Genomic DNA, 18,923 nt, shown 5'->3' on the forward strand with positions numbered 1-18,923 from the left:
GTGTGGGCAGGCGGGACCGTTGGCGCCATGGATGGCGCCATCGAGCCCCCAAGGATGGGTCTACGGCGTGTCCCGCCTGCCCACACCGCCCCGCCCAATCACGGGAAACCCGCTATTGACGTTGCCGTTGCCTCTGCGGGTGCCGGGTGCAACCCGGCCGAACACCCCTACCCCCGCAGCAGCATGAACGGCAGCAGCACCAGTGCCGCCGCCACCGCCATGCCCAGCAGCACCAGCACCACGAACGCAGGGCGGCGCCGGAACAGGCTGCCAAAGGTCTCGGCGGTGCCATCGCGCAGGGCCTGCTCGCGCTCGGCGCGCACCCGCACGCCGCGAGCCGCCTGGTACTCGGCCATCAGCGCCTTGGCACGCGGCTGGTCGGCATCCTCGCGCAGCCACAGGCCACCATTGGAGATGCCCCAGGGGCTGGGTTCGGTGCGGTACCAGGCGATGCCATGCTGGTCGAGCAGCGTGCAGACATCGGCATATTCGTCGTTGCCGACATTGCGCAGATTGAGCAGGAGTTTTGCCATGTGCCCATGATACCCGGCGCCGATGCGCTAACCTTGCCGCCCTTGACTCATCACCCACGGAGACGCCGATGCGCCGCCTGCTGCTTCCCCTGCTGCTGTCCCTCGCCGCCGTTGGTTGCTCGTCGGAACCGCCTGGCCCGCCGCCGGGAGGCACCATCGCCGCTTTCGAGCGTATCGATACCCAGCCCGGCAGCGGCGCCGAGGCCGTGCCGGGCCAGAAGGTCAGCGTGCATTACACCGGCTGGATCTACGACGAGCGCGCCGACAACAAGCACGGCAAGACCTTCGACAGTTCGGTCGAACGCGGCGAGCCGTTCACCTTCACGCTGGGCGCCGGCCAGGTCATCCGTGGCTGGGATGAAGGCGTGGCCGGCATGAAGGTCGGCGGCAAGCGCACGCTGATGATTCCGCCGGAATTCGGCTATGGCGATCGCCAGGTCGGCCCGATCCCGGCAGGTTCGTCGCTGGTGTTCGACGTCGAGCTGCTCAATGTCCAACAGTGACGTACACCCGCCGCGCCGCGTCGCCGTCATCGGCGGCGGCCCGGCGGGGCTGTTTGCCGCCGAACGGCTGCGCGCGGCCGGACTCGACGTTGATCTGTACGAGGCCAAGGGCTCGCCGGGCCGCAAGTTCCTGATTGCCGGCAAGGGTGGGCTCAACCTCACTCATTCCGACCCGCGTCCGCTGTTCGACAGCCGCTACCGCGAGCAGGCCGCCAATGTTGGCCATTGGCTGGACGGCTTCGATGCACAGGCGCTGCGCGACTGGGCGGCGGGCTTCGGTGTGGACACCTACGTCGGCAGTTCCGGCCGCGTGTTCCCGGTCGACCGCAAGGCCGCACCGCTGCTGCGCGGCTGGGTTCGCCGGTTGAAGGAACAGGGCGTGCGCCTGCACGTCAACCATCGCTGGCTGGGCTGGGGCGAAGACGGCGCACTGCGCTTTGCCACCGAAAACGGGGCATTGGACGTGCGCGCCGACGCGACCGTGTTGGCGCTGGGTGGCGGAAGCTGGCCGCAGCTCGGCAGCGACGGCGCATGGGTTCCGGTATTGCAGGCCCGCGCCGTGGATGTCGCGCCGCTGCAATCGGCCAACTGCGGATTCGACGTTGCCTGGACACCGTTCTTCGCGCAGCGCCACGCGGGTGCACCACTGAAGCCGATCGTCGCGCATTGGCGTGACCTCGACGGTGAGCCCCGCTCGCTGCAGGGCGAGTGCGTGGCCAGCGAGTACGGTATCGAAGGCAGCCTGATCTATGCCCTGTCGGCCGACCTGCGCGACACCATCAACCGCGACGGCCACGCCACGCTGTGGCTGGACCTGGTTCCGGGCCGCGACGAGGCGCGCCTGCAGGCCGATCTCTCGCAGCCGCGCAAGGGTCGCAGCTTCGGCGAACACCTGCGTCGCCAGGCGGGGCTGGATGCAGTAAAGACTGCGTTGGTATTTGAAACACTGGGCAAGGATGCCGGCAACGATCTGGCCGCCGTAGTCACCATATTGAAGCGCCTGCCGTTGCGCCTGCTGCGCCCGCGGCCGATGGCCGAGGTGATCAGCACGGCCGGTGGCGTGCGCCTGGGTGCGCTGGACGACGGCTTGATGCTGCGTACCTTGCCGGGGGTGTTCTGCGCGGGAGAAATGCTGGACTGGGAAGCACCGACCGGTGGCTACCTGTTGACGGCGTGCTATGCCAGCGGGCTGCGCGCGGCAGAGGGCGTGACGGCGTGGTTGGCCACGCGCTGATCCACCCGCAGTAGCGCCGGGGATATCAGGCCGGCCGGCGCATCTTCACCGACGCCAGCGCTACGCCACTCGGGTGCGGATACAGTTCCTCACGTTCGGCGACAAAGCCCAGCCGCTGGTAGAACGGCACGGCATTGAGCGAGGCCGACAACACCACCTCGCGCGTTGGATCGGCCATCGCCAGCAGCCGCTGCATCAGCGCCTGGCCAACCCCCTGCCCGCCTCGATCCGGATCAACGAACAGCGCGTCGATCTCATTACCCTCGGCGTCGAGCACACCGAACCCCAGCACGTCGCCCCGATCATCCTCGGCGACGACACAGCCGCCCTGCCCCAGCAACCGCGAGTACTGCACCGGCGGTGGCGATGCCGACCACGGCGCGATCACCTCTGGCGGATAGTGGCTGCTGCACAGCTCGCGTACGCAACGCGTACGCAATGCCCACAGCGTGCTCACATCATCGTTGGTGCCGGTCCTGAACTGCGTGCAATCTCCGTATGTTTCTGGCTTTCGTACAGCCGAGCACCGGCTCGGCTCTACTACGCGATCATCGCGATTTGCTGGCCCGCAGCGCCTGGATCTTCGGCGGCGGCTGGAAGGAATCACTGCGCGCATCGGCCCAGAACGAATGGAACACCGCGTGGTCGGGCACCTTGTGCAGCAGCTCGCCCGGCTCCAGGTAGCGGTACAACGAGGCCAGTGAACGGATCTCGACCGGCGACACCCGGCGCAGGATGTGTTCCGGGCCAAGCTCGGCCGGATCGTTCAAGCCCGCCGCACACAGCAGCTCCTTCAACGCATGCAGGGTGTGCTCGTGGAAGCTGTACACGCGCGTGGCCTTGTCCGGTGCATCCAGATGCTTCCAGCGCGCCGGATCCTGGGTAGCGATGCCGGTCGGGCACTTGTCGGTATGGCAGCTGAGCGACTGGATGCAGCCCAGCGCGAACATGAAACCGCGCCCGGCATTGCACCAGTCGGCCCCCATCGCAATGGTGCGGGCGATGTCGAACGCGCTGGTGATCTTGCCGGCCGCGCCGATACGGATGTGCTCGCGCAGGTCCAGGCCCACCAGGGTGTTGTGCACCAGCAGCAACGCCTCGTGCATCGGCACACCCACGTGATCGACGAACTCGGCGGGTGCCGCACCGGTACCGCCTTCGGCGCCATCGACGACGATGAAGTCAGGCAGCAGACCGGTTTCGTGCATCGCCTTGGCGATGCCGAACCATTCCCACGGGTGGCCGATGGCCAGCTTGAATCCCACCGGCTTGCCACCGGACAGCTCGCGCAGGCGGGCGACGAACTGCAGCAGTTCAACCGGCGTGGAGAACGCCGAATGGCGCGAAGGTGACACGCAGTCAACGCCCATCGGCACGCCACGGGTCACCGAGATCTCGGCCGTCACCTTCGGCGCCGGCAACACGCCGCCGTGGCCGGGCTTGGCACCCTGCGACAGCTTGATCTCGATCATCTTGACCTGATCGTGGTTGGCATTGGCAACGAAGCGTTCCTCGCTGAAGCCACCCTTGTCGTCGCGGCAGCCGAAGTAGCCCGAGCCAATCTCCCAGACGAGGTCGCCGCCCATCTCACGGTGATAGGGCGAAATCGAGCCTTCGCCGGTGTCGTGGTAGAAACCACCCCGGCGTGCGCCTTCGTTCAATGCGCGGATCGCGTTGGCCGACAGCGAGCCGAAACTCATCGCCGAGATGTTGAACACGCTCGCCGAATAGGGTTTGGCACAGTTCGCACCGATCAGCACGCGGAAATCGTGCTTGGCGATGGTTGTCGGCGCCAGCGAATGGTTGATCCATTCGTAGTCCACCGCGTAGGTGCTGCGCAGGGTGCCGAAGGGCACCGTGTCCATCTGGTTCTTGGCACGCTGGTAGATCAGCGCGCGCTGCTGCCGCGAGAACGGCACATCTTCCAGATCGCTCTGCACGAAATACTGGCGGATCTCCGGACCGATGGATTCCAGGCCGTAGCGGAAGTGCGCCATCACCGGATAATTGCGGCGCAGGGTGCTGCGCTTCTGCAGCAGGTCCCAAGTCCCCAGCGCCACCATCGCGGCTGTAAGGCCGACGCCCCAATACCAGGCCGGCCAGATCGTGGCCAGCCACAGGCAGATCGGAAACATCAGGATGGCGAGCAGGTAGACGATATACCGGTGCATGGCGTTCCTCGGTTGCAACTGCCCCCGAGTCTACCGCGCAAGCACCTACAGGCGATCGTCGACCACGCTGCGCGGCCAGGCAGACTTCACGTCGTAGACCAGTCCAGCGGGTGCCAGCAGACTGCGGATGTGGGCAATGTCCATCGCCTTGAAGCGCTCATGCGCCACCGCCAGCACCACCGCGTCGTAGCTGCCGGCCACCGGCTCGGCCAACCAGTTCACACCTTCGTCCGCCAGTGCGGCCGGCCCCACCCAGGGATCGCTGACGTCCACCTGCGCGCCACTGTCGGTCAGCCGTTGGGCCAGTTCCAGCGCGCGGCTGTTGCGCAGGTCCGGGCAGTCCTCCTTGAAGGTCACGCCCAGCACCAGGATGCGCGATTGCGCCGGCGCACGACCTCGCTCGGCCAGCATCGCCAACACACGGGTAGCCACATGTTCGCCCACCCGGTTGTTGACCTGCCGCGCGGTATGGATCAGGTCAGGGTGGTAGCCCATGCTTTCGGACTTGTGCAGCAGGTAGTACGGGTCCACGCCGATGCAGTGGCCTCCCACCAGCCCCGGACGGAACGGCAGGAAATTCCATTTGCTGCCTGCGGCGTCGAGCACATCCTGGGTATCGATGCCGAGACGATCGAAGATCAGGGCCAGCTCGTTGACCAGCGCGATGTTGACGTCGCGCTGGATGTTCTCCACCACCTTGGCCGCTTCGGCGACCCGCATCGACGGCACCGGGAACGTACCGGCGGTGATGATCCGCTGGTACAGGCCATCGACCACCGCCGCCACTTCCGGCGTTGAACCGGACGTGATCTTGCGGATGTCGGCCAGGCGCCGTTGGCGGTCGCCGGGGCTGACCCGCTCCGGACTGTAGCCGCAGTAGAAATCCTCGTTGAAGCGCAGGCCCGAGCCCTGCTCCAGCAGCGGCACACAGACTTCTTCGGTGGTACCCGGGTAGACGGTGGATTCGTAGATCACCAGGTCACCGGCGCGAAGATGGCTGGCGATCAGTCGCGTCGCCGAGCGCAAGGGCTCCAGATCGGGCTGCTCGTAGGCATCGATCGGCGTGGGCACGGTGACGATGTAGATGTTGCAGGCGTCCAGCTGTGCCGGATCGCTGCTGTAGCGCAGCAGCGACGCGCTGGCCAGTTCGTCCGGCTCCATCTCCAGCGTGTGGTCCTGCCCGCCGGCCAGTTCGGCGATGCGTGCGGCATCGATGTCGTACCCCAGGGTGGGCAGTTGGCGGCCGAAGGCCACCGCCAACGGCAGCCCGACGTACCCCAGGCCGATGATGGCCGGAGACGGCATCTGGGCTGCGCCGATGGGCGCGCTCATGCGCGGCGTCCGGCAGCTGGCGACGGGGTCCACTGGGTCATGCGAGGGTCCGGGTGCAGGCAATCATGCCGACAAGGTTAACCGCGGCGGCGGCGGCAGACCACGCCCCGGATCAGGATCCGAGGCTGACGGCAGCCGGCTCGAGCTCGCCGTGGCCCCCGGTCCAGGCCCGCAGCAACAGGCAGAAACCGTGGTCCAGATGGTTCTGTTCCAGGCTGAAACCGTGCCACGGGGCCGCTACGATGCTGGCCAGCGTCGCCGGATCCACATGCCGGTTGGCCATCGTCCAGCGCGGGAACCAGCGGGTCGCGATCGGGCCTGCGGCAAGCTGGACGACGCTGCCGTGGCGCCGCGCGTTGCTGATGCGCGCGTGCACCGAGGCCAGACCATCCCGCGGACCTTCGATGTACTGCAGGAAACGGCTGCCATCGAACATCAGCACCCCGGTGACTCCGGCCATGCGATTGAAGGCGGTCGCATCGGCCAGCAGCGCATCGAGCTCGGGCACGTCCAGTCCCTCCCTGGCCGTGCTGACATAGGCATACGCATGCAACGGCATGTCCATCACTCCCCTCCTGAGTGCAGAGGAATATGACAGGAAGCACGAGGACTTCAAGCGTTGGTTATTCCGGCGGCGCCTCTACCTGGTAGCCGCGCTGCACCAGCGCGTCCAGATAGCCTTCGCCCAGCAGCAGGCTGACCGGCACCGTCGCGAAGGTGCCCGCATGATGGGCCAACGCCGCATCCACGCCCTGCAGCCAGCGCGTGCGCACCTGCTGCGGCATGTCGCTCCAGCCGCGCCTGCGCACGAAGGCCGAATCCTGCAGCAGTTCGCGGCAGGTCTGCGCCATCGCCGAAGCCGACAGCCGACGCAGTGCAGCGACATCGCCGAGTGCCCAGGCATTGGCCCGCTCACGCAACACCGGTGCCTGGAACTCCACGGTGTCGAGCGTGCGTTCGAAGCATGCGCGGTCATCGACTTCGGTGGCCTGCAGTTCCTTCAACGTGCCACGGATGTCGTCGACCTTCAGCTTCACCTGCACGTCTTCAGGCTTCAGGTCGTGGGCCTTGTAGGCGCGCCCGAGTGCTTCCTTCACCTGCTTGCCGTCGCGCAGGCCGTTGCGCTTGAGAAACGCCTGGTACAGGCGACCGGAGGCCACCAGCGGACGGTCCTTTTCCACGCCACGGTCATTGCCCAGGTAGGTCTGTTTCAGCCCCAGCCAGCGTGCGTACGTTGCCGCCGGCAGGATCTGATCCAGCGTGCGCCTCTGCGGATCGCGCGCGGTCTTCATCGCCAGCGGCAGCAGGGTCAGGCCCTTGAACACACCGATCTTCGCATCGAGGCTGAAGCCGGGATCGCCCAGCACATGGTCGACACCGGCGATGGTCCGTTCGACTTCATCCGAGCGCCATTGCACGCCGCTTGGCAACGGCGAGACCGTTCCCAGGATCCACAGCACATGCCCCTGTGGAGCGGTGACCTTCCAGAGGCCGGGGCCGGGTTGTTCGCCGGTCACCTGCACCGTGTCCATGTCCACCACCGGGCCCGTGGGTGCGGGTGCCTGCTGCGCGGTGGCAGAGCCTATCGCCAGCATCAGCCCCAGCACGGCACTGCATCCGATCCATCGCCTGCCACGTGCACGCATATCGCCATTCCCGGAAACGTTGGCGGACTGTACCCAGCCCCGCGCCCGACTGCGTAAAAGCAGCGTTAGCCGGCGGCAGCGGCGGCGATTCCGTTACAATCGGCGCGCGCTGCAGGCCCGGATGGCGAAACTGGTAGACGCATCGGACTTAAAATCCGCCGGGGGCAACCCCATGCCGGTTCGATTCCGGCTCCGGGCACCACCCAATCACGCACCGACGCCTCCGCACCAGGCCCGCGCATCGCTGGTTCTACAGCAGCCCACTGAACGGGATACGGCCATCCGGCTGCCGTCGCTGCGTTCGAGACGGCTTCAGGCCGGCATGGCAGAATCGGACGCGCCGCCTCGGCCGCCGAACGACGCATAAGGAGATCCCCCATGAAGTGGATATGGCTCGCATCATCGCTGGCGCTGGTCACGCTGCTCGCGCAGGCCACCGCGCCCGCATCGGCACAGAGCCGTTCGGACAGCCACCACAACCTCGACGGAAGTCGGGATATCCGCAACAGCGACGGATCGTCCAGCCGCATCAAGCGCGATCTGTCCGGCCGCGAGATCGCCGAGCACAGCAACGGCAGCCGCTCGACCACCACCACTGATCTGAGTGGCCGCAAGCGCACCACCCACAGCGATGGCAGCTACTCCAACAGCAGCACCGACCTGAGCGGCAACATCCGCACCGAGTACAGCAACGGCGCCTACTCCGTCAGCAAGCGTGACCTGAGCGGCAGGTGGCGCACCGAATACAGCGATGGTTCCTATTCGACCAGCGTGCGCGATCTCAGCGGCAACTGGACCACCACCTCCAGTGGAGGCATGGCCGCGCGCCACCCCGAACGCGGCGTCGGCAAGCGCTGAGGCCTGCGCTCAGATCGCCCGCGAGTAGCGCGGCTGCTCCTGGGCGACACGCAGATAGGGATCGAAGCACATCGCCAGCAGGCGCAGCAGCGGCCGCCCCGGCTCGCTGGTGCGCACCACCCCATCGCGGTACTCGGCCAGGCCATCCTGCTGCAGGCGCTGTACGGCCTGCAGGTCTTCGGCGAAGTAGGCCTCGAAGTCGATGCCATGGCGCTGGGCCAGTGACGCGCCATCCACTTCGCCCTGGCACATCAACTGCTGGATCAGCTCGGCGCGCAGCTCGTCGTCGGCACTGAGCGCGACGCCGCGCCAGACCGGTAGTTGCCCCTGGTCCACCGCGTTTTCCCACGATGGCAGGTCGCGCGGATTCTGGCTGTAGGTGGCACCGATGTGGCTGATCGCACTTACGCCGAGGCCAAGCAGATCGGTGTCGGCGTGGGTGGTATAGCCCATGAAGTTGCGATGCAGCTGGCCGGCGCGCTGGGCACGCGACAGATCTTCTTCCGGCAATGCGAAGTGGTCCATGCCGATGTACTGGTAGCCGGCCGCGGACAGGCGCTCCACCGCCAGGCCGAGCAGCGCGAGCTTGTCTTCCGGCGACGGCATGCGGCTTTCGTCGATCTGCCGCTGCGCGCGGAACAGGTGTGGCAGGTGCGCGTAGCCGTACACCGCCAGTCGATCCGGGCGCAGCGCCAGCACCAGTTCCAGGGTGCGGCCGAAGCCCTCCAGGCTCTGCCCGGGCAGTCCGTAGATCAGATCGACATTGACCGAACGCATGCCGCTGTCGCGGCACGCGCGCAGGATGTCCAGCGTCTGCCGCACGCCCTGCACGCGGTTGATCGATTCCTGCACCTGCGGGTCGAAATCCTGCACCCCCAGGCTGGCGCGGTTGAAACCGAGCCGGGCCAGCATCGCCACGTCGCTGGTGTCGATGAAACGCGGATCCAGTTCGATGGAAAAATCACGCTGCGAGGCATCGCTGAAATCGAAGCGCCGGCGCAGGCCCTCGACCAGTGCCGTCATCGCATCGGCATCCAGGAAATTCGGCGTGCCGCCGCCGAGGTGCAGCTGGATCACTTCACGGCCGTCGGCGAACTGTGGTGCCAGCAGGTCCGCCTCGGCCAGCACGCGTGACACGTAGCTGTGGCCACGTCCGCGGTCGCGGGTGATCACCCGGTTGCAGCCACAGTAGAAGCAGGGGCTGGAGCAGAACGGCACATGGACGTACAACGACAGCGCGCGCGCCAGCGGGTTGCTGTCGGCGATCGCCTGGCGCAGCGCCGGCGCATCGAAGCCGTCATGGAAGTGCGGCGCGGTGGGATAGGAGGTGTAGCGCGGGCCGGGCCGGTCATGCCGGCGCAGCAGATCGGGATCGAAGGTCCAGGCCAGGCCACCGGCAGCGGGAGAGAACGTGTCCATGGCGCCAGCATCGCGCCAAGCCAGGCGGTGCGCCTTGACCCAGATCAATCCTTGGCGGGGACGCCCAGCACCGGCAGCATGACCTGCGGCCAGCGCAGCATCTGGTAGCGGCGCCAGAAGGTCTCGGCGATGCGGGCGGCCACATCGTCGGCCAGCGCCTGCATCGGCGGGTTGTTGCATTCGGCCGTGGTGATGTGGAAAAGCACCAGCCAGCGATCGAACAGATCCTTTTCCAGATCGATTGCCATGTGCTTGGACATCGGCGAGCCCTTGAACCTGCGCGTCCCGCGCAGCATCGCCGACCAGAAATCCACGAGCTGGGCGAGGTGTTCGGGCCACTCTTTGACGTGACCTTCGAACACCGGCCCCAGACGCTCCTCGTCACGCACGCGCGCGTAGAAATCGTGAACCAGCCGGGTCACTTCCTCCTCGCTGCACAGCTCTGGTGAAGCAACGGGAATATCGGTCTTGGGCGTTGCGTTCATCAGGGCACCAAATGCGGATCGGCAGTGTGCCGCAGGCCGCCACCACTACTGTTGATCCAGATCAATGTCAGCGCACTGCGGCGCACCTAGGCTGACACGCTTGCAGGAAGCATGCCCTGCGGATGCTGCGCCAACCACGGCGAAGTATACGCGCCGCCCTCTTCTTCGACCCGAACCCGCATGAACACACCGTCTTCCAGCCGCCAGCGGCTGATCCAGCATTGGGGCGCAGTCCTGTGGCCCAGCTTCATCGCCGCCGGCCTGGCCTGCGTGGTGTTCTTTGCGTTCGTCGATCCACTGCGGCTGCAGGCGATCAGCTTCCCGGGTACGGCCATCAGCCGTGAGCTGGGCTACACCGCAGGGTTCTTCATGTTCTGGGCCGTCACCGCACTTTCCAGCGCGGTGACCGGCTACCTGCTGCGGCCGATGCCGAACGACGAGGACGAGGAGCTGCCGCTGGGATGAGCATCATCGCTTCGCCGCCACCGCGCCCGTGGCATTGGCGCCGCCCCCTGGGCCTTGCGCTGCTGGTCCTGTTCCATGCGCTGCCGTGGCTGCAGTGGGATGGCCGGCAGGCCCTGCTGCTGGACCTCGACGCACGCCGCTTCGACCTGTTCGCGTGGACCCTGTGGCCGGATGACGTCGGCGTGCTGCTGGGCCTGCTGGCGGTGATGGCGGTGGGCCTGGCCCTGCTCACCCATCTGGCCGGTCGCGTGTGGTGCGGACATGCCTGCCCGCAGACGCTGTGGACACGGGCCTTCGACGGGATCGCGCAGGCACTGTCCCGCGCCCTGCCTGCGCAGCTGGCGCGACCGGCCACCCAGCTGGCCTGGCTGCTGCTGTCGCTTTGGACCGGGATCACCTTCGTGGGATTCTTCAGTCCGATCCGCGAACTGGTCGCCGGCGCATTCGATGGCGGCTGGAGCGGCTGGGAGACCTTCTGGGTGCTGTTCTATGCCGCCGCCACCTGGGGCAACGCCGGGTTCCTGCGCGAACAGGTGTGCCGATCGCTCTGTCCATTCGCGCGCATGCAACCGTTGCTGACCGACCCGCACACCCCGCGCATGCTGTATGACCCGCGCCGTGGTGAACCGCGCGGTGCGCGCCCGCCGGCATTGGGGGGCGTGCTCGGCCGCGGTCGTGGGCTGCTCGACCCGACCACCGCGCATGACTACGTTTTCCGTGCCGCACATCCACTGCTGGCCGGACCGATGCCGACCTTCAGTGCAGATCGCCTGGGCGACTGCATCGATTGCATGGCCTGCGTAAGCGCCTGCCCGATGCAGCTGGACATCCGCCATGGCCCACAGGCCGACTGCCTGGCCTGTGGCGCCTGTCTGCAAGCGTGCACCCGGCAACAGCAGCAGGCGGGCTTCGGGCCCGGCCTGATCAGCTATTGCAGCCCGCAGGTGATGGCCGGCCAGCCACGTCGGTGGTGGCGCCCCCGCACCACCGCCTTGGCATCGATGCTGCTGGCCCTGCTGGCCTGTGGCGCCTGGCGCCTGCTCTGAGTCAGCCCGGGTCGCCCGGGCGCGGCGGTACCAGCTGGGCACGACGGACGATGCCCAGTTGCTCGATGATCAGCGCCATTTCGTTGGTGACATCGGTCCGCCCGGTCCCCTGCGGAACCAGACGGTCAAGCACCTGCTGGTAGGTATCCCAGAACGCCGGACCGCATCCGTGTTTGTGATAACTGGCTTCCAGTTCGCGGCGTACCCGTTCAGCCAAGCCATGCATGCCGTATTCCATACGACCTCCGTTGGACTTGTTCTGCATCGTTGACGGTCGACCGATTCACTTGCGAGCTACTGAAAGACTCCCGGCCTTCACAACCGGTTGATGCCAATTAGTCATAGATTTCACGACACGTCAATTACAAGACGCGACTTTCGCGATTGAAATTATTAATCGTTCATGAAGGACGGTCACGAAGGAGATCGGGAATCTCCGTGCCGATGTCGACACCGCCCGCCAGCGAAGCCGGGTACCCATCACAGATCAGGCCGTCGCTGCGAGCGTGGCGATCGATTCTGCCTATCTTGCTAAGCATGCTTAGCACATTGATCTTAGCGGTCTGTCTGCGACAGGCCTAGACGCATCTCATGCCGTTTCATCGCTTGGCCCCTGATCCATCGGGAACAACGCAGGGTAACGCTGTTGCAGGATGTAGCGCCTCAGCGGCGGGATGGGAAAGCCTCTGGGCCATTGCGAGACAGCGGATCTGCTGATTCCAAAGAGCTTGGCGAGCTCTGCGTCGGTGGAAAAGCCCAGCCGCATGCGGACCTGCCGCTTGCTCCAGAATTCGTCCATTTTCGATCCCTTTCATCATCAAACTTATTCTTGCGCCAAGGCCTCTTTCGATTCCACGCGTTAAGCTGGCTTGCATAGATGAATACTCTTGGACAACGACTCGCGGTCGCCATGAAGGACGCCGGGCATGCACGCCCGGCCGACCTGGCGCGTGCCGCCGAAACGACGACGGCAACGGTCAGCAACTGGCTCAACGACCACGTCAAAGCCAACCACGTGAAAGCCGAACAGCTGTTCCGCATCGCCGATGCGGTGAAGCTGGACCCGCGCGAGCTGCTGTTCGGCCCGCTGGGACGGGGCGTCGGCGAACGCGGCACGGCCTACATGCACATGCCCAGCGAAGCCCATCTGGATGTCTGGCAAGCGGCCTATGAGCTGGTCGCCCACATCCTTGCCGAGCGAGGCCTGGAAGTCGGCTACCGCCGCGAGGCCACGCTGGGGCTGATGGCCCATGACCTGCTGATGGAGGGCGTCAGCCGCGGCAAGGTCGCACGCGTGGTGATGACGGCCCTGCCCTGACCCATCGCGGGCTGGTAGCATGGCCGTCGATGGGGATGGGGCTCCCCCGATAACCGCCTGAGATGGCTGATGGCTCCTGCTGCGACGAACCCGGCGTTCGTCGATGGCAGGTATTGCCCGCCATTGCGTACGCCGTCGAACCTGCGAACACGCACGCGAGGCAAGCAATGCAGACATTGAACAACTATGTGCTGGTATTCCTGGGCGGCGGTGTCGGCGCCTGCCTGCGCCACGCCTGCAACCTGATCGGCACCCGCGTCGCCGTCGGCAGTTCGTGGCCCTGGTCGACCTTTCTGGTCAACATCAGCGGCGCCTTGCTGATGGGTGTAGTGGTGGAGGCATTTGCCCTGCGCAACGGCGCCTCGCCACAACTGCGCCTGCTGCTGGCCACCGGCATTCTTGGCGGCTACACCACCTTCTCCACCTTCTCGCTGGAAACCGGCCTGCTGCTGCAGCGGGGCCAGCATGGGCTGGCCGCTCTCTACGCGGGGGGCTCGGTCGCCCTTGGCCTGGCCGGGCTGTTCGCCGGCATGAAGCTGGCCCGGCTCGCGCTGGGGTGACACTCAGCTCGCGGCAACGCGCGCCTGCCCGCGCCACTGCCGTGGCGATTGCCCGGTGTGCGCCTTGAACGCGCGCGACAACGCCGCCTCGCTGCCATAGCCGACCTCGTCGGCGATCCGTTTCAACGGTCGCCCCTGGCGCAGCGCCTGCTGCGCCAGGCCTACCCGCCACCCCTGCAGGTAATGCCCGGGGGTGGTTCCCATGGCCTCGCGGAAACTGGCGGCGAACACGCTGCGCGACATGCCAGCAACGTCGGCCAGATCTTCCAGTGTCCACGCCTGCGCCGGTGCCTCATGCATCGCCACCAGCGCCAACCGCAGCCGCGGATGGCCAAGCCCGGCGAACAGGCCGCCGCGCATCTCGCCGCCCTCCATCAACTGCCGCAGCACCTGGATCATCACCACCTCGAACAGGCGGTTGACCATCACCGTGCGACCGCAGCGCTGCTCGAATGCCTCTTCGAACAGCAGCTCCAGCGCGGCATGGCCACCGTACAGTTCGGCCAACGGCAGGCAGATGAAGTCGGGCAGCGCCGCACTGATCGGGTTGAGCCTGCCGCCCTCGAAGTGGAGGTTGGCACAGGCCATGTCGGCGCCGAGCTGGGGATCGGTGTGGAAGCGATGCGGCAGCGGGCGCGGATACAGCAGCAGGCTGGGAACGTCGACCTGCATCGTCTGCGCCCCATGACTGACCTGCAACGGACCGCGCCGCACCAGATGCAACTGGCCGGCCTCGCCCTCTCCTTCGAGGCTGTTGATGCCACACAGCGCGCCGGCATGGAACACCGAGGCGGTGACCGCGAAGCGTTCGAGCAGGATGGCGAGACGATCGGCCATGGCGGGACTCCAGGTCAAACGAAGGGAGGCAGATACGCCAGATCGTATCGGATTCAAGACCTACCGGCACGGCGGCCCAAGCCGGAACAAGGGCTCATCCTCCGGGATGGTGGATCACGTCGAATCCTTCTTCCTCGGCAGGATCAACGAAATGGCGGGTAATCCGCTCGAACTCGGCCTCCGTGGCCTGGAATGGATGCGCGCCAGCAGCATTGCGCGCGTGCAGCCTCGCCTTGCAGACCTCATCAGGGACGTCCAGGAAGTGCAGCCGATGCGCCGCGCCGGCGCGAACGAATATCTGCCGTGCCCATGCGCGGCTGGCGGGGGTATTGGAGGGAAAGTCGAGCACTACCGACACCCCCGCCTGCAGCAGGCAGCAGACGTGGTCGGCAAGAATGCCGCGCAACGCCGCCGCGTTCCGCAGGTAGTCGGCCACGGACGTGATCTGGCCGGGATAGAGTGCCGCCAGCCAGGTGTCTTCGCAGATCAGTGCAGTCCGCGGCTGCATCGACAACTGCCGGGACAGCGTGGATTTGCCTGCTCCGATCTTGCCGCATACCAGGTGCAGGGTGGCCGGGCAATCGTGTGTACTGGTGGGAAGTAGCTGCATGTGCCATCTCCGAGGGCGAAGGAACGTCGATCGCCCGGGAACGGTGGCAGCCCGCCCTCCCGGACGGGTTGCATGGCTGGAACAGCCGCGCGCTAACCCGCCTTCCCGTGGGGAATTCGGATAATCGCCGGAATGCGCTGGGTCACCATTCCCCGAGACTAGCGTCAGATCAGGCGCCTGGGCAAGCCACTGATGCGGTGCAGCGCGCCCCTTGCACTATCCAGCCCTATCCTCGCCACACGCCCTGCAAGGAAGGTCACGATGCGTCCACGTTTTCGACTCGCCCTGGCCGTGGCCCTGCTGCTGCCACACACCTCGCTGTCCGCCGTACCCACAGCCCCACCGCACACCTCCAGCGGCGAACTGCAGGGCGCACGCTGGCGCCTGGATGTGCCCGCCGGCTGGAACGGTGAACTGGTGATGCTGGCGCATGGCTACGAGCCGGTTGGCGCGCCGTGGCAATCGCCGATACTGGCCAACGACAGCACCGCCGGCCTGCTTGCAGCCGGCTACGCCGTTGCGCAGAGCGCCTATGCCAGCCAGGGCTGGGCCGTGGCCGATGCAATCGACGACATGGAACGCCTGCGCGTGCACGCCCTGTCCGAATTGAAGGACGTGCGTCGCACCTGGATACTCGGTTTCTCGATGGGCGGTGCGGTGGCCATCGCCACTCTCGAACGCCTACCGCAGCGCTACAGCGGTGGCGTATCGCTGTGCGGCGCCAACCTGCCCGGCGAACAATTGGCCAGCGACCTGCTGACTACATTGGTGGCGTTCGATTATTTCTTCCCCGAGGCCGAAGGGCTGCCCCGCCAGGGCTTGGCATCGGCGGACGCTGCAGCACTGCCACAGATGGCGCTCTATCAAGGCATCGCTGCCGCGCTTCAGACCCGGCCCGCCGTGGCCGCGCAACTGGCGACACGGCTGCAGGTAAGTGTGGAGGCATTGCCGGGCACGATCAGCCTGCACGCGATGATCCTGCACGAACTGGCCACGCGCGCTGGCGGCATGCCGGTCGGCAACCTGACGACGGTCTATCGTGGATTCGGTGACGACAAGGCGTTCAACGCGGGCGTGCAGCGGCTGGCACCTGTTGCGCCGGCACAGCGATATGTGCGCGAAAAGCTGGCGTTGACCGGCACAGTCAAGCGACCGCTGGTGATCCAGTTCAACAACGATGACCCGAGCATCGTGCCGCGCATGCAGACGGTGTACCCGCACCTGGCCAAACGCGCAGGCGCAACGCCATTACCGCGGGTGCTGCCGCCGGTTGGCGAAGGCCATTGTGGCTTTACCGATTCACAGGTAGTCGAGGCGCTCAAGGCAGCAGCGGTTGCCCGCTGAATGCCCAACCGGATCAGTGACCCAGCGTACCCATGGTGAAGGTATAGCCGGAGCGCATGAGGAAGTCGCGCATGCGCAGCTCTGCGCGGCGGGGCGACGGAAGATCCGGCGGACCGTACAGCGCATAGACCACGCCTGCGCCCTCGATGCGCTCGCGGCGCACGTCGCAATGACGGCTCTCCGAGGCGAGGACCCAGCCGTCCTTCAGTTGATCGGGGCCGATGGACTGCCCGTTCTTCAGCCGGAATGTAAGCCAGCGCACATCTGCGGTGGATCTGCTCATTGCCCGCCAGCTGCATCATGCATGCAGCCCCTCATGTCCTTGCCTGCCATTGCTGCTCCCGAAGACCAGAACTCGACCATACCCCGTCGCCATGTCGTGGCCGGCTGAGACTGACAGGGGCGCGTGGCGGGTCTCAGGCGCCCACGTCGAACAAGCTGCGGAACGCCGCCTGCCCGGCTGGCGTGATCCGCAGTTCGCGCCGCCCCTCGAGGCGGTGCAGCCAGCGGTTCAGCAGGAAACTCTGCAGCATGGCTTCGCCGACCATGCCGGCCATGTGCGGACGACGCTCGGTACAGTCCAGGCAGCCGCGGCAGTAGCGCTCGGGCCTCACCCGCGGTGATCGCGCGATCAGCTCTGCCAGCGGCTCGCCCACGGCGCGCAGGACGTCGGCGCCATGAGCCGTCAGCTGCCAGTGGTCTGCTGATGCGGTGATCGCCCCGGTACCCAGCAGATGGTCAGAGATGGCGACGGCGTATTCACCAGCCAGGTGCTGATAGCAGCTGCGTGCCCGACGGAAGCCGGCATCGACCCGGACGATTCGCGGAGAGAGCGGTGGCAGTTGATCGCTGAAACGCAGGATGCCTTCCAGCATGTCGGCGACTTCGGTCGAGGCCAGACGGTGATAACGGTGACGTCCCTGCACAGCTACGGCCAGGATGCCGCCATCGAGCAACCGCCGTAGATGACTGCTTGCCGTCTGTGGCGAGATGCCGGCCACGCCAGCCAGCTCGGATGCCGTGTGTGCGCGGCCATCCATCAACGTCGACAGCATGGCCGCGCGTGCGTGGTCACCGACCAAGGTGCCGACATTGATGAAAGAGCGGGAGGTCTGGACCATGACCACAGTGTGGCATGCCGCCTGCTACTCATTGTTCGACCTGGATCGAAGCGTCCGCGCGCTTGCACAGGGCACAGTAATCGCCCGCAACCCACAACTTCCAGCATGCGAGCAGAACACATCCAACGCCGCTGTATCACCCCCTCCGTGCTCTATCCGGGAACGCCGGTGGTGCTGATGACCACGCTGAATGAAGACGGCAGTGCGAACATCAGCCCGCTTTCTTCATTCTGGGCGTTGGGCGACCGCGTGGTGCTCGGCATCGGCGAACAGGGCCAGGGTTGCAGCAATCTTCTGGCACGCGGCGAATGCGTGCTGAACTTCGCAGATGCCACGCAGGCGGCGCAGGTTGAAGCCATTGCCCGCGCCACCGCGCGCACTCCCGTGCCGGATTCGAAGCGTGATATGGGCTACGTGCATGTGCGTGACAAGTTCGCACTGGGCGGCTTCAGCCGCGTCGACTCGGTGCTGGTGGCACCGCCGGCGATCGCCGAATGCCCGCTGCAGGTGGAGGTGGTACTGCTTGCCTCGCATCGACCCAGCGGAACGCAGGATCAGGGCTTCATGATCGTCGAGGGACGGATCTGCCGGGTGCATGCACACGAGGCGATCACCATTGCAGGTACCCAGCACATCGACGTGCAGCGCTGGGCACCGCTGATCTACCTGTTCCGCCACTATGTGGGCACGACGACGCCGGTGTCGCGCAATTTCCGTGCTGACGACCCGGCGCCAGCGGCGGCTTGAATGTCTGGCCGCAGACTGCCAGCGCTCGCTGCAGGAAGCGCTTGGCTCAACCGCGGAATCGACGCAGTTCCAGCGCCGCGAGGGTGTACCAGCCGAACGCCGGCAGCAGCGCAAGGCGCTGGGTGAGGCCGCGATAGGGCTCCGGGTCGAAGCCGGACATCATCAGCCACAGGTAGGCCATCCCCAGCAGCGAGCTGGCGCGCGCGAACCATGCCATCCGCGTTGACGCCTGCGGGCCCAGCTCTGCCAGGAACAGCAGCGGGGTGAGGATCGAGAAGATGCCGATGGCATGGAGGCCATGCATCGGGCTGCCGATGGTGAAGAGGCCGTTGCTGAGCATGGCCGCCCCGAACAGCGTGGAGGTGAGCGCAGTGAGCGCGAAACGTCGACTCTGCGCCAGCAACGCGAGGCTGAAGAGGAGGATGGCCGAGCCACTGACCATCGGGCCGACCTGCACCGCCTTGGCTGGCAGCCCCGGCATCAGGCCCATCTCGCTGAGGTGCTGCGAGACCGGGTGGTAGCCGGGCACGGTGAATGCAAAAGCGATCAGCGCCAGCATTGCGCCGAGGGGAACATACACGGCCTGCTGGATCGCCAGGTTTCGCACTGCGGTCACCACTGCTGAAGAGGAGTGCGGCGACGTTAGCAGCCGGCCCCGCCGGGTCGCATGTGCATTTTGGTACAGCGCGTCGGT

General features: G+C 66.3%; 24 protein-coding genes, 1 tRNA gene and 1 riboswitch. Of the genes, 10 read left to right on the forward strand and 15 right to left on the reverse strand.

Annotated elements, in window-relative coordinates; genetic code table 11:
* Window positions 1-167: 167 nt before the first annotated feature.
* Window positions 168-533 carry a DUF6164 family protein gene (locus ACFX4F_RS11855; RefSeq protein ID WP_099820079.1) on the reverse strand — a complete coding sequence of 122 codons (366 nt, stop codon included), beginning with the start codon at window positions 531-533 and terminating at the stop codon, window positions 168-170.
* 68 nt (window positions 534-601) lie between these two features.
* On the opposite strand from ACFX4F_RS11855, the gene ACFX4F_RS11860 reads away from it, so the two are divergent.
* Window positions 602-1,036, forward strand: coding sequence for an FKBP-type peptidyl-prolyl cis-trans isomerase (locus tag ACFX4F_RS11860; protein ID WP_099820078.1), 435 nt, complete (start codon window positions 602-604; stop codon window positions 1,034-1,036).
* Window positions 1,023-2,270: a TIGR03862 family flavoprotein gene (locus ACFX4F_RS11865; RefSeq protein WP_380655456.1), complete on the forward strand. Its 1,248-nt coding sequence runs from the start codon at window positions 1,023-1,025 to the stop codon at window positions 2,268-2,270. Before ACFX4F_RS11860 ends, ACFX4F_RS11865 begins: the two co-directional genes overlap by 14 nt.
* Window positions 2,271-2,295: 25 nt before the next feature.
* On the opposite strand, the gene ACFX4F_RS11870 is transcribed toward ACFX4F_RS11865, so the two are convergent.
* The 5 genes from ACFX4F_RS11870 to ACFX4F_RS11890 form a co-directional block, all read right to left on the reverse strand.
* Complete coding sequence (locus ACFX4F_RS11870; RefSeq protein WP_380655459.1) at window positions 2,296-2,727, reverse strand: GNAT family N-acetyltransferase; 432 nt, start codon at window positions 2,725-2,727, stop codon at window positions 2,296-2,298.
* A gap of 91 nt (window positions 2,728-2,818) precedes the next feature.
* Window positions 2,819-4,441 (reverse strand): FMN-binding glutamate synthase family protein, encoded by a 1,623-nt coding sequence (locus tag ACFX4F_RS11875; RefSeq protein WP_099820075.1) that lies wholly within the window; start codon window positions 4,439-4,441, stop codon window positions 2,819-2,821.
* Window positions 4,442-4,486: 45 nt separating this feature from the next.
* Window positions 4,487-5,773 carry a nucleotide sugar dehydrogenase gene (locus ACFX4F_RS11880; protein ID WP_380655463.1) on the reverse strand — a complete coding sequence of 429 codons (1,287 nt, stop codon included), beginning with the start codon at window positions 5,771-5,773 and terminating at the stop codon, window positions 4,487-4,489.
* Between the two features lie 112 nt (window positions 5,774-5,885).
* Window positions 5,886-6,338: a BLUF domain-containing protein gene (locus ACFX4F_RS11885; protein WP_240196353.1), complete on the reverse strand. Its 453-nt coding sequence runs from the start codon at window positions 6,336-6,338 to the stop codon at window positions 5,886-5,888.
* Window positions 6,339-6,396: 58 nt separating this feature from the next.
* A complete protein-coding gene (locus ACFX4F_RS11890; RefSeq protein ID WP_380655466.1) occupies window positions 6,397-7,368 on the reverse strand; it encodes a TraB/GumN family protein in 972 nt (323 codons plus the stop codon).
* A gap of 166 nt (window positions 7,369-7,534) precedes the next feature.
* Between ACFX4F_RS11890 and ACFX4F_RS11895 the strand changes: the two genes are divergently transcribed.
* Together ACFX4F_RS11895 and ACFX4F_RS11900 are read left to right on the forward strand one after the other, a co-directional pair.
* Window positions 7,535-7,621: transfer RNA gene (locus ACFX4F_RS11895), tRNA-Leu, on the forward strand.
* Between the two features lie 176 nt (window positions 7,622-7,797).
* Entirely contained in the window at window positions 7,798-8,277 is a 480-nt protein-coding gene (locus tag ACFX4F_RS11900) for a hypothetical protein (protein ID WP_380655469.1), read from the forward strand.
* Window positions 8,278-8,286: 9 nt separating this feature from the next.
* Here the strand turns inward: ACFX4F_RS11900 and hemN are convergent, their stop codons facing one another.
* Together hemN and ACFX4F_RS11910 are read right to left on the reverse strand one after the other, a co-directional pair.
* On the reverse strand, window positions 8,287-9,696 hold the full coding sequence (hemN, locus tag ACFX4F_RS11905; RefSeq protein ID WP_380655472.1) for an oxygen-independent coproporphyrinogen III oxidase: 1,410 nt from the start codon (window positions 9,694-9,696) through the stop codon (window positions 8,287-8,289).
* Window positions 9,697-9,740: 44 nt separating this feature from the next.
* Window positions 9,741-10,181, reverse strand: coding sequence for a group III truncated hemoglobin (locus ACFX4F_RS11910; protein WP_380655475.1), 441 nt, complete (start codon window positions 10,179-10,181; stop codon window positions 9,741-9,743).
* Window positions 10,182-10,361: 180 nt separating this feature from the next.
* Here ACFX4F_RS11910 and ACFX4F_RS11915 point away from each other — a divergent pair, with 180 nt between their 5' ends.
* Both ACFX4F_RS11915 and ACFX4F_RS11920 read left to right on the forward strand, forming a co-directional pair.
* Window positions 10,362-10,646: a hypothetical protein gene (locus ACFX4F_RS11915; RefSeq protein ID WP_089240191.1), complete on the forward strand. Its 285-nt coding sequence runs from the start codon at window positions 10,362-10,364 to the stop codon at window positions 10,644-10,646.
* Entirely contained in the window at window positions 10,643-11,692 is a 1,050-nt protein-coding gene (locus tag ACFX4F_RS11920; RefSeq protein WP_380655479.1) for a 4Fe-4S dicluster domain-containing protein, read from the forward strand. The genes ACFX4F_RS11915 and ACFX4F_RS11920 overlap by 4 nt, the downstream gene beginning before the upstream one ends.
* Window position 11,693: 1 nt before the next feature.
* On the opposite strand, the gene ACFX4F_RS11925 is transcribed toward ACFX4F_RS11920, so the two are convergent.
* Window positions 11,694-11,930, reverse strand: coding sequence for a hypothetical protein (locus ACFX4F_RS11925; RefSeq protein WP_025875165.1), 237 nt, complete (start codon window positions 11,928-11,930; stop codon window positions 11,694-11,696).
* A 351-nt stretch (window positions 11,931-12,281) separates the two neighbouring features.
* Complete coding sequence (locus ACFX4F_RS11930) at window positions 12,282-12,491, reverse strand: hypothetical protein (RefSeq protein ID WP_099820068.1); 210 nt, start codon at window positions 12,489-12,491, stop codon at window positions 12,282-12,284.
* A 78-nt stretch (window positions 12,492-12,569) separates the two neighbouring features.
* On the opposite strand from ACFX4F_RS11930, the gene ACFX4F_RS11935 reads away from it, so the two are divergent.
* Together ACFX4F_RS11935 and crcB are read left to right on the forward strand one after the other, a co-directional pair.
* The gene (locus ACFX4F_RS11935; protein ID WP_223880016.1) at window positions 12,570-13,010 is read left to right on the forward strand and encodes a helix-turn-helix domain-containing protein; all 441 of its coding nucleotides are present in this window, start codon (window positions 12,570-12,572) and stop codon (window positions 13,008-13,010) included.
* 22 nt (window positions 13,011-13,032) lie between these two features.
* Window positions 13,033-13,096: riboswitch (Fluoride riboswitch) on the forward strand.
* Window positions 13,097-13,177: 81 nt separating this feature from the next.
* Window positions 13,178-13,570, forward strand: coding sequence for a fluoride efflux transporter CrcB (gene crcB / locus ACFX4F_RS11940; RefSeq protein ID WP_380655484.1), 393 nt, complete (start codon window positions 13,178-13,180; stop codon window positions 13,568-13,570).
* 3 nt (window positions 13,571-13,573) lie between these two features.
* Here crcB and ACFX4F_RS11945 read toward each other — a convergent pair whose 3' ends face one another.
* Together ACFX4F_RS11945 and ACFX4F_RS11950 are read right to left on the reverse strand one after the other, a co-directional pair.
* Window positions 13,574-14,407 carry an AraC family transcriptional regulator gene (locus ACFX4F_RS11945; RefSeq protein WP_099820066.1) on the reverse strand — a complete coding sequence of 278 codons (834 nt, stop codon included), beginning with the start codon at window positions 14,405-14,407 and terminating at the stop codon, window positions 13,574-13,576.
* A gap of 94 nt (window positions 14,408-14,501) precedes the next feature.
* Window positions 14,502-15,017, reverse strand: coding sequence for an AAA family ATPase (locus ACFX4F_RS11950; RefSeq protein ID WP_380655488.1), 516 nt, complete (start codon window positions 15,015-15,017; stop codon window positions 14,502-14,504).
* Window positions 15,018-15,278: 261 nt separating this feature from the next.
* Between ACFX4F_RS11950 and ACFX4F_RS11955 the strand changes: the two genes are divergently transcribed.
* Window positions 15,279-16,361, forward strand: coding sequence for an alpha/beta hydrolase family protein (locus ACFX4F_RS11955; protein ID WP_380655491.1), 1,083 nt, complete (start codon window positions 15,279-15,281; stop codon window positions 16,359-16,361).
* Window positions 16,362-16,374: 13 nt separating this feature from the next.
* On the opposite strand, the gene ACFX4F_RS11960 is transcribed toward ACFX4F_RS11955, so the two are convergent.
* Together ACFX4F_RS11960 and ACFX4F_RS11965 are read right to left on the reverse strand one after the other, a co-directional pair.
* Window positions 16,375-16,644: a hypothetical protein gene (locus ACFX4F_RS11960; RefSeq protein ID WP_089240177.1), complete on the reverse strand. Its 270-nt coding sequence runs from the start codon at window positions 16,642-16,644 to the stop codon at window positions 16,375-16,377.
* A 133-nt stretch (window positions 16,645-16,777) separates the two neighbouring features.
* A complete protein-coding gene (locus ACFX4F_RS11965) occupies window positions 16,778-17,482 on the reverse strand; it encodes an ArsR/SmtB family transcription factor (RefSeq protein ID WP_380655494.1) in 705 nt (234 codons plus the stop codon).
* A 105-nt stretch (window positions 17,483-17,587) separates the two neighbouring features.
* Between ACFX4F_RS11965 and ACFX4F_RS11970 the strand changes: the two genes are divergently transcribed.
* Complete coding sequence (locus ACFX4F_RS11970; RefSeq protein ID WP_380655497.1) at window positions 17,588-18,229, forward strand: flavin reductase family protein; 642 nt, start codon at window positions 17,588-17,590, stop codon at window positions 18,227-18,229.
* Between the two features lie 46 nt (window positions 18,230-18,275).
* Here the strand turns inward: ACFX4F_RS11970 and ACFX4F_RS11975 are convergent, their stop codons facing one another.
* Window positions 18,276-18,845: a DUF998 domain-containing protein gene (locus tag ACFX4F_RS11975; RefSeq protein ID WP_380655500.1), complete on the reverse strand. Its 570-nt coding sequence runs from the start codon at window positions 18,843-18,845 to the stop codon at window positions 18,276-18,278.
* Window positions 18,846-18,923 lie beyond the last annotated feature (78 nt).

The sequence above is a fragment of the Stenotrophomonas sp. YIM B13575 genome, assembly GCF_042787595.1.
In the GTDB taxonomy this organism is placed as follows: domain Bacteria; phylum Pseudomonadota; class Gammaproteobacteria; order Xanthomonadales; family Xanthomonadaceae; genus Stenotrophomonas; species Stenotrophomonas lactitubi_B.

What these genes read in the sequence shown, in the direction of transcription:
- ACFX4F_RS11855 (WP_099820079.1), bottom strand. Translation starts at nt 533, where the DNA reads ATGGCAAAACTCCTGCTCAATCTGCGCAATGTCGGCAACGACGAATAT.
- ACFX4F_RS11860 (WP_099820078.1), top strand. Translation starts at nt 602, where the DNA reads ATGCGCCGCCTGCTGCTTCCCCTGCTGCTGTCCCTCGCCGCCGTTGGT.
- ACFX4F_RS11865 (WP_380655456.1), top strand. Translation starts at nt 1,023, where the DNA reads ATGTCCAACAGTGACGTACACCCGCCGCGCCGCGTCGCCGTCATCGGC.
- ACFX4F_RS11875 (WP_099820075.1), bottom strand. Translation starts at nt 4,441, where the DNA reads ATGCACCGGTATATCGTCTACCTGCTCGCCATCCTGATGTTTCCGATC.
- ACFX4F_RS11880 (WP_380655463.1), bottom strand. Translation starts at nt 5,773, where the DNA reads ATGAGCGCGCCCATCGGCGCAGCCCAGATGCCGTCTCCGGCCATCATC.
- ACFX4F_RS11885 (WP_240196353.1), bottom strand. Translation starts at nt 6,338, where the DNA reads ATGGACATGCCGTTGCATGCGTATGCCTATGTCAGCACGGCCAGGGAG.
- ACFX4F_RS11890 (WP_380655466.1), bottom strand. Translation starts at nt 7,368, where the DNA reads ATGCTGGCGATAGGCTCTGCCACCGCGCAGCAGGCACCCGCACCCACG.
- ACFX4F_RS11900 (WP_380655469.1), top strand. Translation starts at nt 7,798, where the DNA reads ATGAAGTGGATATGGCTCGCATCATCGCTGGCGCTGGTCACGCTGCTC.
- hemN (WP_380655472.1), bottom strand. Translation starts at nt 9,696, where the DNA reads ATGGACACGTTCTCTCCCGCTGCCGGTGGCCTGGCCTGGACCTTCGAT.
- ACFX4F_RS11910 (WP_380655475.1), bottom strand. Translation starts at nt 10,181, where the DNA reads ATGAACGCAACGCCCAAGACCGATATTCCCGTTGCTTCACCAGAGCTG.
- ACFX4F_RS11915 (WP_089240191.1), top strand. Translation starts at nt 10,362, where the DNA reads ATGAACACACCGTCTTCCAGCCGCCAGCGGCTGATCCAGCATTGGGGC.
- ACFX4F_RS11920 (WP_380655479.1), top strand. Translation starts at nt 10,643, where the DNA reads ATGAGCATCATCGCTTCGCCGCCACCGCGCCCGTGGCATTGGCGCCGC.
- ACFX4F_RS11925 (WP_025875165.1), bottom strand. Translation starts at nt 11,930, where the DNA reads ATGGAATACGGCATGCATGGCTTGGCTGAACGGGTACGCCGCGAACTG.
- ACFX4F_RS11930 (WP_099820068.1), bottom strand. Translation starts at nt 12,491, where the DNA reads ATGGACGAATTCTGGAGCAAGCGGCAGGTCCGCATGCGGCTGGGCTTT.
- ACFX4F_RS11935 (WP_223880016.1), top strand. Translation starts at nt 12,570, where the DNA reads ATGAATACTCTTGGACAACGACTCGCGGTCGCCATGAAGGACGCCGGG.
- crcB (WP_380655484.1), top strand. Translation starts at nt 13,178, where the DNA reads ATGCAGACATTGAACAACTATGTGCTGGTATTCCTGGGCGGCGGTGTC.
- ACFX4F_RS11945 (WP_099820066.1), bottom strand. Translation starts at nt 14,407, where the DNA reads ATGGCCGATCGTCTCGCCATCCTGCTCGAACGCTTCGCGGTCACCGCC.
- ACFX4F_RS11950 (WP_380655488.1), bottom strand. Translation starts at nt 15,017, where the DNA reads ATGCAGCTACTTCCCACCAGTACACACGATTGCCCGGCCACCCTGCAC.
- ACFX4F_RS11955 (WP_380655491.1), top strand. Translation starts at nt 15,279, where the DNA reads ATGCGTCCACGTTTTCGACTCGCCCTGGCCGTGGCCCTGCTGCTGCCA.
- ACFX4F_RS11960 (WP_089240177.1), bottom strand. Translation starts at nt 16,644, where the DNA reads ATGAGCAGATCCACCGCAGATGTGCGCTGGCTTACATTCCGGCTGAAG.
- ACFX4F_RS11965 (WP_380655494.1), bottom strand. Translation starts at nt 17,482, where the DNA reads ATGGTCCAGACCTCCCGCTCTTTCATCAATGTCGGCACCTTGGTCGGT.
- ACFX4F_RS11970 (WP_380655497.1), top strand. Translation starts at nt 17,588, where the DNA reads ATGCGAGCAGAACACATCCAACGCCGCTGTATCACCCCCTCCGTGCTC.